Origin of the sequence: Rhodopseudomonas julia (assembly GCF_030813515.1) — a bacterium.
In the GTDB taxonomy this organism is placed as follows: domain Bacteria; phylum Pseudomonadota; class Alphaproteobacteria; order Rhizobiales; family Afifellaceae; genus Afifella; species Afifella julia.
The window spans coordinates 214,405-228,743 of sequence record NZ_JAUSUK010000002.1 but is presented as its reverse complement, the minus strand read 5'-3'; the positions used below and the strand labels follow the sequence as shown (position 1 = coordinate 228,743).

Sequence of the window (14,339 nt, the reverse complement as noted above, 5' to 3'; positions counted from 1 at the left end):
GGCATGAATCAATCCTCGTCGACCTTCTTGTGCGGCTGCGTCGGGGCCGGCGGGTCGCTTGCGGGGAATGTCTCCTCAAGCCCTTCCTCGAGCTCCCTCTCAAGCCTTTCCGCGGCGAGCCGCGCCTTGTCGCTTTCTCGCGCCACCGGGAACACTTCGGCTGGTGGCCGGCCAGCATGCCCATAAAACCCCTGGCTGCTCATTCGAGCCTCCTTCGCTTGCATCACGGGACAAATAAACGCATCAGGGGCCGGCGCGTTCGCACCAGCCCCTGACGAAGAACAGTAAGCGGGGACTGACGCCCCCCTCGAACTCAGAAGAAGATCAGGCGTTTTCGCCGAGATGAGACCGCAGCATCCAGGCGAACTTGTCGTGCGCAGCGACGCGCTCGGTCGCGAGGTCGTTGGTCGCCCAATCGCCGTGCTTTTCTGAAACGCTGCAGAGAGCCGAAAGCGTCGACGACAGCGTTTCCTGGTCGGCCAGGAGTGCTGCAACCATCTCGCGATCGGTCGCATGGCCGTCATGCTCTTCCACGGCGCTGCGTTCCAGATACTTCGAATAGCGGCCTTCCGCATGCGCATCGAGCGCCTTGACCCGCTCGGCGAGGACGTCCATCGCTTCGAAGTGGTCCTCATACATTTTCTGGAACAGCTCGTGCAGCGGGCCAAAAGCCATGCCGGTGACGTTCCAGTGGAAATTCTGCGCCTTTGTCATTTCCACAGCGGTCTCGGCGAGACTCTGCGTGAGACCCTCGACGATATCCTGTTTCGCGCTCGGTTCGATCTTTGCTGCCACCAGACCCATTATGCCCTCCATCGGTACGATTCGGCGTCTGCCTAAATTAGAATACCTCTAAACTAGACCAGCTGCTTTCCAGCTTCAAGGGGTTTCCGCAACGAGAGCAAATGCCAGCCCGCGCGACAAGAAACGCAGCCAGCGATGCCCTTCGGGTTTGACCCTCCAGGCGATTAACGCGCGAACGCTCATTTCGTCGCCTGAGCGCCATGCCCCCATTAGTCGCAGAAGCCAGGCTTCATCCGTGGAGAAATTGCGCGTGCCCGGTCGATAGAAAACGAGCTGCCGGCGCGCCTTTGAAGACATCGCCCGAAAGAAGGCGATCGCGAAGCGCTCGAGCGACGCATCCGGTTCGGCGGCAAGCACGAAACAGGCTCGCTCGAGATCGGTTTGAGACGACAACAGGCTTTTGAGGACGAACCAGCGCAGACGGTCGAGTTCGATCTCTTCCGCTTGCGTCAGACCGCGCGCATCCGATGCCCTCGGCCCGAAGGCTTCGCAGGCGGGAAAGGCGACGATATTCGTCTCCCGTTCAGCGGGGACCATCTCCGCAGCTTCACTACCCTGCCCGTGCCTCAGTGCCATGAAACCTCTCTGCGCAAGCGCCTGACAATAGGATCGCACTTTTGAACGGACATAAAGTAGACAATAAGACTCCGGTTTTCAAAGGCATTCGGCGGCACAACGCGTTTCACCGCACCGCAATCCGAAGCCTGAGGCGTCAATCGTCTGGACGAACGAGACCTAACGCTTCTGCGTCACGCTTTTGCCAGACAGATTGCGGGGTATGCCGAGGCGACGATCCTGCGCCCCTTGCACCCGTTGTCTGCCGCAAGTGCGAGGTTTGTGCGTCTCGGTGGCCGGGTGGAATTCGTGCGACGGCCGGTGTGCCGACAACAGCTGGATCCCGGCGCTGCTGGCTCTCAAGGGGCGGCTTAAACCAGTCCGACGATCCTGTTGGCTGAAGGAAGAACCGCACGGACGAACGCGTGATGCGCGATCGTCCCTGTCAGAGCTTCATCATCTCGGCGATCTTGTCGGATGGAATACGCCCGCGGCAGAACTGAACGCCCATGCGTTTGCCGCGCCGCCAGGCGAGCTCGCAAACGATCGCGATATTCACCTGAGGCACTGCGAGGATCATCTCGCTGTCCGGCTTGACGCCCTCCTCGACCTCGAGCTGCGCCCCGGCGGTGGAAAGGTCGCGGATGATGCAGCGCGAGACGCTGTTTTCCGCAAACACCAGATGGGCGTCGATCGCCGTCTGCAGCCGCACGGCTCCCCGGCGGCGAAAGTCGAGAAGATCCGTCACCTTGTCGGCAACGGCATTGGGCGTCTCCGCGGCGCGTGTCTCCGCCTCACGTGGCGCACCATCCTCCCGCTGCAATTGGGTGTGCCGCCCAAAGCGGGATCCCTCCAACCGAGCATCGGCTGGATTTTCTGCGATTGGCACATCGGACGCGCTGCCAGGCAGCGCCTTCGAGTGAAGCATCGTATCCCCTCCGGACCGGGCTGAGCACGGCCTGCAGGAGGACTATAGCGCGAGAAAATGAGAGGAAGGTTACCGCGCAGAACCCGGCTATCTCGGAGGCGGAAAGAGATCGGAAAGCATTTTGGCGGTTCTCCCGCGGAGCCAAGCGCAGCATCCGGACACGGCTAGATTGTCGCTGCGACCTCAAATGCTTCCCTAATGCTTCATTGGGGCGCACCCACTGGAAATCGGAGCCCGCCGCCACGATGTCGGAGAGAGGCTTTGATAGCCTTCCCTCACCCTTTGCCTTCGTCGCCCGATGCGCCCGTCCGATTGCGCACACCTCAAGAGCCGCGAACAACCACAGCGGCAATGCCCCCTGCGAACACAGTTGAGGGGATGAGCTGATGTGGGAAGGCCTCCTCGCGCTTTTGTCGATCGTCTGGCTCGATGTCGTCCTGTCCGGGGACAATGCACTCGTCATCGGCCTTGCGGCCTCGGCACTTCCGCCGCAATTGCGGCGACCCGCCATCCTCTGCGGCATCGGTCTGGCGGCCACCATCCGAATCCTCGGCGCGATCCTCTTCACCTATCTCCTCGGCATACCAGGCATCGTGCTGGCCGGCGGTTTGCTCCTCTTATGGGTTTGTTGGCGGCTCTACCGCGACGTCGGCGAGAAGGGCCCGACAGGAGCAGAGATGGCCAACGCCAAAACGACGGAAAACGAGCGGCAAGCAGACGGAGCCGGGATCATGCAGGCGCTCGTCTCCATCGCCGTTGCGGACGTCTCCATGTCCATCGACAATGTTTTCGCAGTCGCCTCGATCTCCCGGGGCAACGCGCTTCTCCTCGTCTTTGGTCTCGTGCTCTCGATCGCGCTGATGGCGCTCGCAGCAAGCCTCATTGTGAAGCTTCTCGTTCGCCACCGCTGGATCTCCTATGTGGGCCTCGTCTTCCTGGTCTATGTGGCAGGTGGAATGATCTGGGAGGGCGGTATCGATCTTGCGACGGCGGCGCATCTGCCACTGGCGGATGAACTTTCAGATTTCGGCGATCTCGTTCTGCTGCTGCATCGACCGTGAATTTTCAAAGCACGAAACTGTAAAGGCCGCCCGCCTCAACGAGAGACGAGCGGCCCAAACATGTGTGAGTGTGACCAGCACAAGCCGGCACAATTGCGCGAAGGTTAGCGGCGGCCGAGAAGGACGCCGATGATGAGGGCGATGCCCGCCGCCTGCACGACCGGGTTGGCGAGCGGCGAACCGCTTTGCCGAAGCGAGCGCTGCATCCGGTCATAGGTATCATGCGCGGTTGCGCTCATCTGGCTGAGAGGCTGTTCAACGGAACGCGCCTGCTCCCGGTGAGGCCTCAGCGCCAGAAGAAGCACGATAAGCCCGATGACGAAAAGCACGGCGCCGATCACGCCCGCGGACACAAGCGAACCCCACAGGCTGGAGAGCCAGATATGAAGTGTCACCAGCCCGAAACCGAGCGCGTAAAGCAGAATGACGGCGCCGATCGCCATGAGAATGGCCTGTCGCGCCATGACACGGATACGGCGCCGCAGATTTGCAGCGCCGTAGGCAAAGCTGATCGAAGAAAGCAGCCTGAGCATGAAAACTAGCGCCGGGAAATGGCGCCGACGAGAAAGCCCAGCCCCAACGCCACAAGAACGGCAGTGAAGGGATTGCGACTGATCGACTGGCTCAGATCATCAGACAGAGCCTCGGCTTCGGACATGGCTGCATCGGCACGCCTGCGACCTTCGCGGCGGTAATAATCGGCGCGTTCGTTCAACATGTCTTTTCCTTCGCGGGCGCCGGTGCGCAGCAAATCTGATATCCGGGTGCTGAGTTCGGCGACATCCGCCTTCAAAATCTCGAATTCGGCGTTGAGATCGTGGCGAACGTCTTCGGCTTTGCGCTTGGTCTCATCGGCCTTGCGTTCCGTCTCGCTCTTGCCGCCGGGCACATTCGTTTCTGCCATGGGATGCCTCCTTCTATCGATTGGGTGGGTCGCTCAGGTAACGTGGCGCTGCGAGCGGAGTTCCAAGCAGAAACGGGGGTTTTGGCGGCACAGTCGGGCCGCGTGCGCCAGCCTGGAGCCGCCAAACGATCCGCTCAGGCGGCGCAGGCTTGTTCGTTCGTCGTCTCCTGGGCGATCACGCCGCCGCCCAGAACACGCGCATCGGAGGCATCTCGATCGTAGAAGACGCAGGCCTGCCCCGGCGCCACACCCATCTCGCTATCGTCGAGAATGACAGAAGCTTCACCGGCTTGCACGGAAAGTGACGCTTTGACCGGCGGGCGCGTGGAGCGCACCCGGGCATAGACATCCTGCCCATCCGTCCAGGTGGAGGGGTCGCTGTCGCCGAGCCAGTTCAGGTCGCGCAGCCGGAAACGGCGCGTCGCCAAAGCCTCGCGGGGACCGACGATGACGCGCTTTGCTGCGGCATCCAGCCGCACGACGAACAGCGGCTCGGCAGCCGAAATGCCGAGCCCGCGCCGCTGTCCGACCGTGTAATGCATGATCCCTCGGTGGCGACCGAGCACCCGCCCGTCGATATGTACGATATCGCCCTCGTCGGCCGCATTGGGCTTCAGCTTTTCGATCACGTCGCTGTAGCGCCCCTGCGGCACGAAGCAGATGTCCTGACTGTCGCTCTTCTCCGCCACGCTCAAACCGATCTCGGCCGCCAGAGCCCTCACCTCGGGCTTGGTGAAATCGCCCAGAGGGAAGCGCAGGAAGTCGAGCTGCTCGGCCGTCGTGGCATAAAGGAAGTAGCTTTGGTCGCGATCTGCATCGACGGGTCGGAAAAGCGCACGTCGGGCCCCGACGGAGCGCGTGCGCACATAATGACCGGTCACCATGGCAGCGGCCCCGAGCTGGCGGGCCGTGTCTAAGAGGTCAAGGAATTTCACCGATTGATTGCAGGCGACGCAAGGCACCGGCGTCTCGCCCGACAGATAGCTCGCCGCAAAAGGTTCGATCACCGCCTCGCGGAAACGGCTTTCATAATCGAGAACGTAATGGGCAATGCCGAGCGCCTGCGCCACGCGTTTGGCATCATGAATGTCCTGCCCCGCACAGCAAGCCCCAGAGCGATGGGTCGCCGCCCCGTGATCATAGAGTTGCAGGGTCACGCCGATGGTTTCGTAGCCAGCCGCGTTGACAAGCGCGGCAGCAACGGAGGAATCGACCCCGCCGGACATAGCGACGAGGACGCGGGCTTTGCTGCGCGGACCTGGCAGCTCAAGATCGATGTCCAGCATGGGCTTTGGTTGCAGCGCTTGCGACCTTCTGTCAAGCGCCTGCTGTTTCTAAAAAAATGCTCCGGTCGCGCTTAAGATTTCCGTTACGGATGGTTAGACGCTTGTTAAGCCGTGCCACCTTATAACGAGCTCAGTTGGTGAGTTTGTATAAGAGTCTGCCATGGCCGAGCATGTCCGACCACGAGTGAAATACGTTATCGGACCGGATGGAAGCCCGCTCACGATTGCTGATCTTCCACCCCCCAATACCAAACGCTGGGTGATCCGCCGCAAGGCTGAGGTTGTTGCTGCCGTCCGCGGCGGCTTATTGAGCCTCGATGAAGCTTGCTCGCGCTATACCCTGACAGTCGAGGAGTTTCTCTCCTGGCAGATGTCGATCGAGTCTCACGGTCTTGCGGGGCTCCGCACGACCCGCATTCAGCAATACCGCAATTGATGTCCCGCCTCGCGCGGGGCTTCGCCATCCCCTGCCCTTGACAGCCGCCCGCGCCCCGGCTTTGCCGGAATCGTTTCATGGAAATTTCCAATGATCGGGCGGCAAAATGGCGACAGGCACCCACGAATACGAAGACGATCCGCGCAATGCCGAAATCCTGATTTCGGTCAACGGCGAGCTCTTGCCGCGTGACAAGGCGGTCGTCTCCGTCTTCGATTCCGGTTTCATTCTGGGCGATGGCGTCTGGGAGGGTTTGCGCGTCACCGAGGGCGGCATCGCCTTTCTGGACGAGCATCTCGACCGTCTCTTCGAGGGTGCAGCCGCGCTCGACATGGATATCGGGCTCGACCGGGCTGGTCTCACCGCACGGGTGATGGAGTGCCTGGCGGCCAATCAGATGCGCGACGGGGTGCATGTGCGCTTGATGATCACGCGCGGCGTGAAGCGCACCCCTTATCAGGATCCGCGCATGACGATCGGCGCGCCCACCATCGTCGTCATTCCCGAATACAAGAACCCGAAGCCTGAAATCGCAAGCGAAGGCGTCACGCTTTTCACCGTCCATGTGCGACGCACCGGGCCCGCCGAGCAGGACCAGAAGATCAATTCCCATTCCAAGCTCAACTGCATCCTCGCTTGCATTCAAGCGGCAAAGGCGGGCGCGGACGAAGGGCTAATGCTCGATCCGGCGGGCTTCGTCGCCACCTGCAATTCCACGCATTTCTTCATCATTCGCAACGGCGAGCTTTGGACCTCGACAGGTGATTACTGTCTCGGCGGCGTCACCCGCGGACAGGTGCTGAAGGCTGCCCGGGAGGCCGGAATCCCGGCGCATGAAAGACGCTTCTCACTGACCGACGTCTACGGGGCCGACGAGGCCTTCATCACGGGTACGTTTGCCGGGCTGGTTCCGGTTCGCTCCGTCGACGGACGGGAGATCGGCACACTTCATCCCGAAAGGCCGAAGCTCCTGCCGAGACTGACGCAGCTCTACCGCGAGCGCATCCGCAGCTTCGCCACGCCCTTGTCTTGAACCGCCTCTCAGGCAAAGACTAAGATTTTAACCACATCGGCACGTGATGGATTTCTCACGCATTCGTGTTCGCCTAAGCTCTCATCGACCTGATGGGGGAACGGGTACCCGTTGGCGGTGCAGCGTCAAAGATCTGCGGTTCGAGTCCGCGGTCAGGTCTCCATTTTCCCAGCATTGCCGGTGCCGTGATGGCGCCTGAGATCCATTCTCCCGCCATGAGCGACGAGACGATCCGCATCGCCATGTGGTCCGGACCCCGCAACATCTCGACCGCGATGATGCGCGCCTTCGAGAACCGCCCCGACACCGAAGTGTGGGACGAGCCGTTCTATGCTGCATGGCTGAAGGTGACCGGCATCGATCATCCGATGCGCGAGGAAATCTGTGCCACCCATGAAGCCGATTGGCAAAAGGTGGCGGAACGGCTTGCCGGAGCGCCGCCCTTCGGCAGCCGCATTTTCTACCAGAAGCACATGACGCATCACATGATCGCGGAGATCGGCCGCGATTGGATGCGCAGCTGTCGGCACGCATTCCTGATCCGCCATCCGGCGCGCGTACTCGTTTCCTATGCCCGCAAGCGCGCCGGCCCGAGCCTGTCGGATATCGGATTTGTCGAACAGGAAGAGCTCTTTCGCCTCGCGACAGAAGCGAGCGGGAGCGTCCCGCCCGTCATCGATGCCGACGATCTTCTCGCCGACCCGGAAGCGATGTTGCGCGCCCTTTGCGCGGCGCTGCGGATCGATTTTTCACCCGCGATGCTCGCCTGGCCCGCCGGACCCCGCGACAGCGACGGTGTTTGGGCCGCTCACTGGTACGATGCGGTGCACCGCTCGACCGGCTTTCAGCCGCCGGCTCCGCTGCCAGAACTGGAAGATCACGGGCTCAAGGAAGTGGAAGCCGAGGCTTTGCCGATCTACGAGCAACTCGCCCGACAAAAGCTGAGGCCCTGATCGGCGGCGCCCCCGGCGTGGCCGAGGGCGCCGGATGAAATTTCAGCTCGCCAGACGACCGTGGCCGGAAGAAGCTGCGCTCGGGTTTTCACGGCCGAGCCGTCCCTCTTCGCGCTGAAGCTCGGCACGCGCGGTTTCCAGCGCAGCCTGGGCGGCTTCGCGCTGCCTGTTCAAATCATCAACCGAAGCGAGCAGATTGCTCCGCCGCTGGCCTGCGGCACGCGCAAAGGTCGAATAGGCGAAATGCTTTTCGTCTTCGATCCCCGTCCGCCGCTTTTCAGCCGCTATCTCATGCTCTAGATCAGCCGCCATCCGGCTGAATTCTTCGATCATGGCGTCGATTTGGCCGAGCCGCCGCTCGCAATCTTCAACTTTAAAGCGTTTTTGCCGGATGGATGCGTCTCGCGACTTCATACTCAATACTCCCCAGCCCCGAGGGTCCACCCGCTCCACATGACACCGGCAACGGGCGGCGGTAACCGTTCGTTTACGACTGACGTTAATGATAGGGACGAGGACTTAAGGCACGGTAAATCGCTTGATGCCGTTTGCTTTGAGTTGGCCGGTTCGGCGCCGGCGCGAAGGCGTCCAGCCGCATCGGCACCACAACGTTTCTCGATGCAGGTGACGCAGCGGAATCGGAATGGAATCAAGACTCTATTTTAAGCAGCTGACGTTATGGGCTTGCTGGTTGGAGTCAGACTCTGTTAACCATTCCGACGTAAATGTGGCTGCGGTTTTGCCTGCTCAGTCGGCTCGGGCCACACATCACTCGAGCGGCACGAAAAGGGCTAGGAGGGGATTGGCATGCGTGTTCTTCTGATCGAGGACGACAGCGCCACCGCACAGTCGATCGAATTGATGCTGAAGTCGGAAAGCTTCAACGTCTATACGACCGACCTCGGTGAGGAAGGTGTCGACCTCGGCAAGCTCTACGACTACGACATTATCCTTCTCGACCTCAACTTGCCGGATATGACCGGCTACGATGTCTTGAAGCAGCTCCGTGTCGCCAAAGTTAAGACGCCGATCCTGATCCTTTCAGGCTTGGGCGGCATCGAGGACAAAGTCCGCGGCCTGGGCTTCGGCGCCGACGATTATATGACCAAGCCCTTCCACAAGGACGAGCTGGTCGCGCGCATCAACGCCGTCGTCCGTCGTTCCAAGGGGCATGCGGAATCGGTCATCCAGACCGGCAATCTCCGGGTCAACCTCGACACCAAAACGGTGGAAGTGGCCGGCCAGCGTGTGCATCTGACCGGCAAGGAGTACCAGATGCTGGAACTCCTCTCCCTCAGAAAGGGCACGACGCTGACCAAGGAGATGTTCCTCAACCATCTCTACGGCGGCATGGACGAGCCGGAGCTCAAAATCATCGACGTGTTCATCTGCAAGCTCAGAAAGAAGCTCGCGGCTGCAACCGACGGCGAGAATTATATCGAGACGGTATGGGGACGCGGTTACGTGCTGCGCGAGCCCGATCAGGAAGAATTCCGCGAAAGCGCCTGAAGTCTCTTTTCAATTCCCTTCGATCGCCCCGCACCGCAAGGTCGCGGGGCTTTTCGTTGCGCGCGGACTTTCCGTAGCACGCGGAAGGCGTGCGTCCACCTGTGCGCGAGGACCCTCGCTCAGGCCCTTGGGCGAGCGAGGAAAGAGACCTTCCCCTCCTCTTCGGCGATCTCGAAAGCGAGACCGACCTCTTCGGCGAGCATGACCGCATAAAGCGGCTGCACCGAATGCGCATCGAGCTGCTCGGGAACTTCGCCCGAGAGAAGCACCGTACGCACACTGTCGGAAAGACGGGCGCGGTCGCCGGCCGCCACCACGCTGATCGTCACCCCGTTCTCCGCCTGCGTGGCGCCGACCGTCAAAGTGCCGCCCCGGGCAATCGTGTTGGCCCCGAGAAGCAGAAGATTGAGCAGGATCTTCGCCTCGGCTTTCGGCAGCAGCTGCGCCTCGACCTGCCAGTCGAGATTGGCTTTCTCACGCTCCAGGAACTCGCCCGCACACCGGCCCGCATCGGCCATATCGATCTGCGCACCCGCGCCGCCCGAAGCGCCGAAGGCCAAGCGCGAAAATTGCAGCTTCACCGAGGCCTGACGGGAGCTCTTGCGAATGAGATCCATCGCGAAGTCGCGCATGCTCGGATCGGTTTCCTCGTCGAGGACTTCGAGTCCGTTCGCAATGGCGCCGACAGGGCTGATGACGTCATGGCAGACCCGGCTCGCGATCAAGGCGGCGAGGTCGACTGGCGCAATTTTAAGGCTGGTCATCGGCTGAAATCCGAAAGTGGGTCAGAAAGCGATTCGTCGCTCATGGGTGGTGCATCGTATCGACCGCGCCTGCCGCGGACCAGCCGCCGCGCCCCATTTCTCGGGGGTTTACCCGACATTTACCATTCTGCCGTTTCCTGTGGACCAATCGAGTTCATTAACAAGCCGTCGCAGGAGGGCCCATGCCCATAGCCAGACTTCTTGCCGCCGGCGCGCTGGCAGTTCAGATCGCTGTCGCTCCAGCCGCTTTCGCCACTCCGGCGGGTGCGGTCCAGCCGGCATCGGCTCAGGCCGGAGAACCGGGCAGCATCAATTACACGGCGGCTGAGGTCGTGGAAGCGGGCCACCACGTCTTTGGCGCAGCCTCCGGCGGCCTGGCGACCCTCGTGGAAAAGGCCATCCAGCGTTACGGCCTTCCCAACGGCTATATCATCGGCCAGGAAGGCTCCGGTGCCCTGATCGGCGGCCTGCGCTACGGCGAGGGCACGATTTACACCAAACTCGCACCGCCCAGCCACATCTTCTGGCAAGGCCCCTCGGTCGGCTGGGATTTCGGCGGTGACGGCAATCGCACGATGATGCTCGTCTACAACCTGCCGAGCTACAACTCCATTTACCAGCGCTTCGCAGGCGTGAACGGCTCCGCTTATATGGTCGGCGGCCTCGGCATGACGGTTCTCTCTCACACCGGGGTGCACGACCCGATCTATGTCGTGCCGATCCGCACCGGCGTCGGCGCCCGGCTGGGCGTCAATCTCGGCTATCTCAAGTTCACCTCCAGGCCGACCTGGAATCCGTTCTGAGCAAGCCGACGCAAAGCTTGAACAGGCCGTGACATTTTTGCGATAGTATTGCCGACACGCGCACGCCCCGGCCAAGCTCTTGTTGCCGTCTGCGCAACCTGCCTCTATTTCTAAGGGCCTGCCGCGGACGGAGCCGGTGATGATACAAGCGGCTATGCTGTTCGCCCTTGGCGCATTTGCGAGCGGATTGTTCTGTCTTGCGTTTTTCACGGTCCTTGCTCGCCGCATCCGGCGCGTGACGGAACAGCGTCTGAAGGCGAGCCTGGCGATAACGAGAGCCGATTTCGATACGGAGCGCGACGAGATGCGCGCCCGCAATGCGATCGCCATACGCCGGCTGGAGCGTGACGCGAGCACCTTTCGCGACCGCGTCACCGCCTATCGCCTCGATTCCGACCTCAAGACGCAGGAGATCGCGGCGTTGCGAAGCGATCTCGCGTCCCGAGACGAAGAAATCGGCGAGCTTGGCACGCGCCTCGAACAGACGAACTCCGAACTCATCGAAACCAAGAAGCGCCTGGCAGAAACCGGCACGGCGCTTCGCGCCGGCCGCAACGCATTGGAAGCAGAGATGGAGCGCCGGCTCGCTCTGCAAGATGAGATCCAGGATTTGAAGAGCTTGGCGGAGGATCGCCGCGTCGATCTGATCGGCATGCGCGCGGAAATCGATTACCTTCGCTCCGTCATCGGTGATGCCGCCTCTGAGGCGGAGCCGGAGGCCGGCAAACGCGAGCCTTCAACGGAAAACGCCGAGGCTCCGGAAGAGAGCAAGAGGCCCAGCCGGAAAGAGGCGAAAGCCGCGCAGCGTCGCAGCGAGGCGCGCCGCGCGCCCGGCCACCGCACGCAGGCTGCCCGCCATCTTCCTCGAAATCAAAATTCCAGAGACACAGCCAAAGACGCGGAGCCGATCGGCGCCGAGGAAGTGGCACGCATCGCCGAAGACATTCGCCGCATGGCTGCCGACCGACCGATGCAGCCTGCGGGCGCCAACGGCTTCACAAACAAGAACGGCACACAGACGGACGGCAACGCCGAAGCGAAGAACGGTCATGCTTCGGCCCGCACAGAGGCCTCTTCGGATGCCTCGGACGGTTCCTCAGAGGAAAAGCCAAGGGCGGCCGAAGACCGCTTCTTTCAAGCCCTTGCCGACATCCGCCAGTTGAAACAGCACTCGACCAAGACCCCGGCCGAGTAGCTTTCCGAGAGGGGGCGGCAAGAAACGGTATGCGCTTCTGCCATAGCTTTGACATAGCTTCGAGATTGTATGATCCGTGCGAGACCTCGCATGGGAACGCGCGACAGGGCAGCGATTTTGACCTGCCATCGCTTTATGCGCCTCAGCATCAAACCGGGAGCCGGACGTGATCGATCAGGTGGTCAGACGCATCTCCCGGCGCATGCGCAGCTGGATAATCTACGGCTATGATTTTTCGGCCGCAGCGATCTCTCTTGGTCTTTCCTATTATCTGCGCACGGGAACAGAACCGACATTCGCTCCCGGCGAGGTGGTGAGCCTGATCGGCATCTTCACGCTCGTCTGCGTGCTCGTCTTTCCGATGTTTCGCCTGCACAGCGGTTCCTGGCGCTATGCGTCCGTGCGCGACATCTATGCGATCTCCAAAGCGGTCACCGCTTCCATCTTCATCTTTCTGCTGGTGATTTTCCTTATCCAGCGCGGTGGTGCCCTGCCCCGCTCCGTTCTCGTCATCGAGTGGTTCGTCCTGACCGTCATGCTGGGTGCCCCCCGCATGGCCTACCGGCTCTATCGCGACAGCCTCATCGGCCGCTCCAGCCATGACCCGCGCAACCCGCTCGAGCCGGTGCTGCTTTTCGGCTTCAATGACGAAGCCGACGTCTTCATCCGCGCCGTGAAGCGCGACCGCAAATCCCGCTTCCTCATCGTCGGCATCATCGAGACAAACCCCCGGCACGTCGGGCGCCAGCTTCATGGTGTTCCGGTCTTGAGCACGATCGAGGGCATGGCGCGGCAGGTCACGCAGCTGAGGCGCACTTCAACGCCCCCGACGCAGATCATTGTCGCGCGCGTGAACACGCCGCGCGATGTCCTGAACGAGCTCGTCGACGCCGCCTCACAGGTCGGGCTGACCGTCAACCGGCTGCCGAACATTCAGGATCTGCAGGGGTCCCAGCAGAATGTGGAGCCGGAAGCGGTCAAGATCGAAGACCTGCTCGGCCGTCAGCCCGTGGTTCTCGACGAGGAGGGAATCAACCGTCTGATCGCCGGGCGCAGCGTCCTCATCACGGGTGCCGGTGGCTCGGTCGGCTCCGAAATCGTCAAGCAGGTCGTGCGTTTCGGCGCATCGCGTCTCATCCTGGTGGAGAACAGCGAGCACAATCTTTATGAGATCGATCGCCGGATCCGGAAGAATCCGAGCATTCAGGCGCAGGTGGTCCCGATCCTCTGCGATATCCGCGACCGCGAAGCGCTGAAGGCGCTGTTCATGCGCGAGAGGCCGGAACTCGTCTTCCATGCCGCGGCGCTTAAGCATGTGCCGATCGTGGAGAGAAATCCCGTCGAGGCGGTTCTTTCCAACGTCTTTGGTACCAAGAACGCGGCAGACGCCGCCTGTGCCTCCGGCGCCAGCGCCTTCATCATGATCTCGACCGACAAGGCTGCCAACGCCAAGAACATCCTCGGTCTGACCAAGGGACTCGCCGAACGCTACTGCCAAAAGCTCGACCGCGAGCAGAAAGGCACGCGCTTCATGATCGTGCGCTTCGGCAACGTTCTGGGCTCGCGGGGCTCCGTCCTCCCGCTGTTCGAAGAGCAGCTCAAAAACGGCGGGCCTTTGACGGTCACTCATGCCGATGTCACGCGCTATTTCATGACGCCGAGCGAAGCGGCACAGCTCGTTCTGCAGGCATCCGCCTATGGCGTCGCCCACCCCGAAGGAGGCGGCAAGATCTACCTTCTCGACATGGGCGAGCCGGTGCGCATCGCCGATCTTGCAAAAAACCTCATTCGCCTTGCCGGCAGGAAGCCAGACGTCGACGTGCCGGTCGTCTTCACCGGCCTGCGTCCGGGCGAGAAGCTGCATGAAGATCTCGTCAGCGAGAACGAGACGGTCACGCATACGCCCGTTGCGGGTGTCCTCCTCGCCAGCGCACCCGCGATCCTGCCCGAGCGTCTCGACATCTATCTGACAGATCTCCAAACCGCCGCGATGCGCGGCGACAATGCCGGCTGCGTGACCCTCTTGCGCAGCGGCGTCACCGAGTTGAGCACCAGACCGACCAACAATGTGCGCTCTCTGATGGACAGAGCCCCCGGCTGAGCCGCAC

The 14,339-nt window shown here is 61.8% G+C and carries 17 protein-coding genes; 8 read left to right on the top strand and 9 right to left on the bottom strand.

The window, feature by feature from the left end:
• Window positions 1-8 precede the first annotated feature (8 nt).
• The 4 genes from J2R99_RS10230 to J2R99_RS10215 all read right to left on the bottom strand — a co-directional run bounded on the left by J2R99_RS10230 (window position 9) and on the right by J2R99_RS10215 (window position 2,287).
• On the bottom strand, window positions 9-203 hold the full coding sequence (locus J2R99_RS10230) for a hypothetical protein (RefSeq protein ID WP_307154388.1): 195 nt from the start codon (window positions 201-203) through the stop codon (window positions 9-11).
• A 121-nt stretch (window positions 204-324) separates the two neighbouring features.
• Complete coding sequence (locus tag J2R99_RS10225; RefSeq protein WP_307154387.1) at window positions 325-804, bottom strand: Dps family protein; 480 nt, start codon at window positions 802-804, stop codon at window positions 325-327.
• Between the two features lie 75 nt (window positions 805-879).
• A complete protein-coding gene (locus J2R99_RS10220; protein ID WP_307154386.1) occupies window positions 880-1,380 on the bottom strand; it encodes a hypothetical protein in 501 nt (166 codons plus the stop codon).
• 424 nt (window positions 1,381-1,804) lie between these two features.
• On the bottom strand, window positions 1,805-2,287 hold the full coding sequence (locus J2R99_RS10215) for a PilZ domain-containing protein (RefSeq protein ID WP_307154385.1): 483 nt from the start codon (window positions 2,285-2,287) through the stop codon (window positions 1,805-1,807).
• A gap of 386 nt (window positions 2,288-2,673) precedes the next feature.
• Between J2R99_RS10215 and J2R99_RS10210 the strand changes: the two genes are divergently transcribed.
• Window positions 2,674-3,348, top strand: a complete 675-nt coding sequence (locus J2R99_RS10210) for a YjbE family putative metal transport protein (protein WP_307154384.1) — start codon at window positions 2,674-2,676, stop codon at window positions 3,346-3,348.
• A gap of 104 nt (window positions 3,349-3,452) precedes the next feature.
• On the opposite strand, the gene J2R99_RS10205 is transcribed toward J2R99_RS10210, so the two are convergent.
• The 3 genes from J2R99_RS10205 to mnmA all read right to left on the bottom strand — a co-directional run bounded on the left by J2R99_RS10205 (window position 3,453) and on the right by mnmA (window position 5,538).
• Entirely contained in the window at window positions 3,453-3,881 is a 429-nt protein-coding gene (locus tag J2R99_RS10205; RefSeq protein ID WP_307154383.1) for a phage holin family protein, read from the bottom strand.
• A gap of 5 nt (window positions 3,882-3,886) precedes the next feature.
• Complete coding sequence (locus tag J2R99_RS10200) at window positions 3,887-4,252, bottom strand: ElaB/YgaM/YqjD family protein (RefSeq protein WP_128291105.1); 366 nt, start codon at window positions 4,250-4,252, stop codon at window positions 3,887-3,889.
• 134 nt (window positions 4,253-4,386) lie between these two features.
• Complete coding sequence (mnmA, locus tag J2R99_RS10195; RefSeq protein WP_307154382.1) at window positions 4,387-5,538, bottom strand: tRNA 2-thiouridine(34) synthase MnmA; 1,152 nt, start codon at window positions 5,536-5,538, stop codon at window positions 4,387-4,389.
• A gap of 160 nt (window positions 5,539-5,698) precedes the next feature.
• Between mnmA and sciP the strand changes: the two genes are divergently transcribed.
• The 3 genes from sciP to J2R99_RS10180 all read left to right on the top strand — a co-directional run bounded on the left by sciP (window position 5,699) and on the right by J2R99_RS10180 (window position 7,960).
• The gene (sciP, locus tag J2R99_RS10190; RefSeq protein ID WP_092815821.1) at window positions 5,699-5,974 is read left to right on the top strand and encodes a CtrA inhibitor SciP; all 276 of its coding nucleotides are present in this window, start codon (window positions 5,699-5,701) and stop codon (window positions 5,972-5,974) included.
• 106 nt (window positions 5,975-6,080) lie between these two features.
• Window positions 6,081-7,007, top strand: coding sequence for an aminotransferase class IV (locus tag J2R99_RS10185; protein WP_307154381.1), 927 nt, complete (start codon window positions 6,081-6,083; stop codon window positions 7,005-7,007).
• Between the two features lie 188 nt (window positions 7,008-7,195).
• Window positions 7,196-7,960, top strand: coding sequence for a sulfotransferase-like domain-containing protein (locus J2R99_RS10180; protein WP_307154380.1), 765 nt, complete (start codon window positions 7,196-7,198; stop codon window positions 7,958-7,960).
• Between the two features lie 42 nt (window positions 7,961-8,002).
• Here J2R99_RS10180 and J2R99_RS10175 read toward each other — a convergent pair whose 3' ends face one another.
• A complete protein-coding gene (locus J2R99_RS10175; RefSeq protein ID WP_307154379.1) occupies window positions 8,003-8,413 on the bottom strand; it encodes a flagellar export protein FliJ in 411 nt (136 codons plus the stop codon).
• Between the two features lie 354 nt (window positions 8,414-8,767).
• Between J2R99_RS10175 and ctrA the strand changes: the two genes are divergently transcribed.
• Window positions 8,768-9,469: a response regulator transcription factor CtrA gene (gene ctrA, locus J2R99_RS10170; RefSeq protein WP_092815812.1), complete on the top strand. Its 702-nt coding sequence runs from the start codon at window positions 8,768-8,770 to the stop codon at window positions 9,467-9,469.
• Between the two features lie 119 nt (window positions 9,470-9,588).
• On the opposite strand, the gene chpT is transcribed toward ctrA, so the two are convergent.
• Window positions 9,589-10,233, bottom strand: a complete 645-nt coding sequence (gene chpT / locus J2R99_RS10165) for a histidine phosphotransferase ChpT (protein ID WP_307154378.1) — start codon at window positions 10,231-10,233, stop codon at window positions 9,589-9,591.
• A gap of 182 nt (window positions 10,234-10,415) precedes the next feature.
• On the opposite strand from chpT, the gene J2R99_RS10160 reads away from it, so the two are divergent.
• From J2R99_RS10160 to J2R99_RS10150, 3 genes are all read left to right on the top strand, one after another.
• Window positions 10,416-11,036, top strand: coding sequence for a DUF1134 domain-containing protein (locus tag J2R99_RS10160; protein ID WP_307154377.1), 621 nt, complete (start codon window positions 10,416-10,418; stop codon window positions 11,034-11,036).
• Window positions 11,037-11,175: 139 nt separating this feature from the next.
• On the top strand, window positions 11,176-12,231 hold the full coding sequence (locus J2R99_RS10155; RefSeq protein ID WP_307154376.1) for a coiled-coil domain-containing protein: 1,056 nt from the start codon (window positions 11,176-11,178) through the stop codon (window positions 12,229-12,231).
• 166 nt (window positions 12,232-12,397) lie between these two features.
• Window positions 12,398-14,332, top strand: coding sequence for an SDR family NAD(P)-dependent oxidoreductase (locus J2R99_RS10150; RefSeq protein WP_307154375.1), 1,935 nt, complete (start codon window positions 12,398-12,400; stop codon window positions 14,330-14,332).
• Window positions 14,333-14,339: the final 7 nt, after the last annotated feature.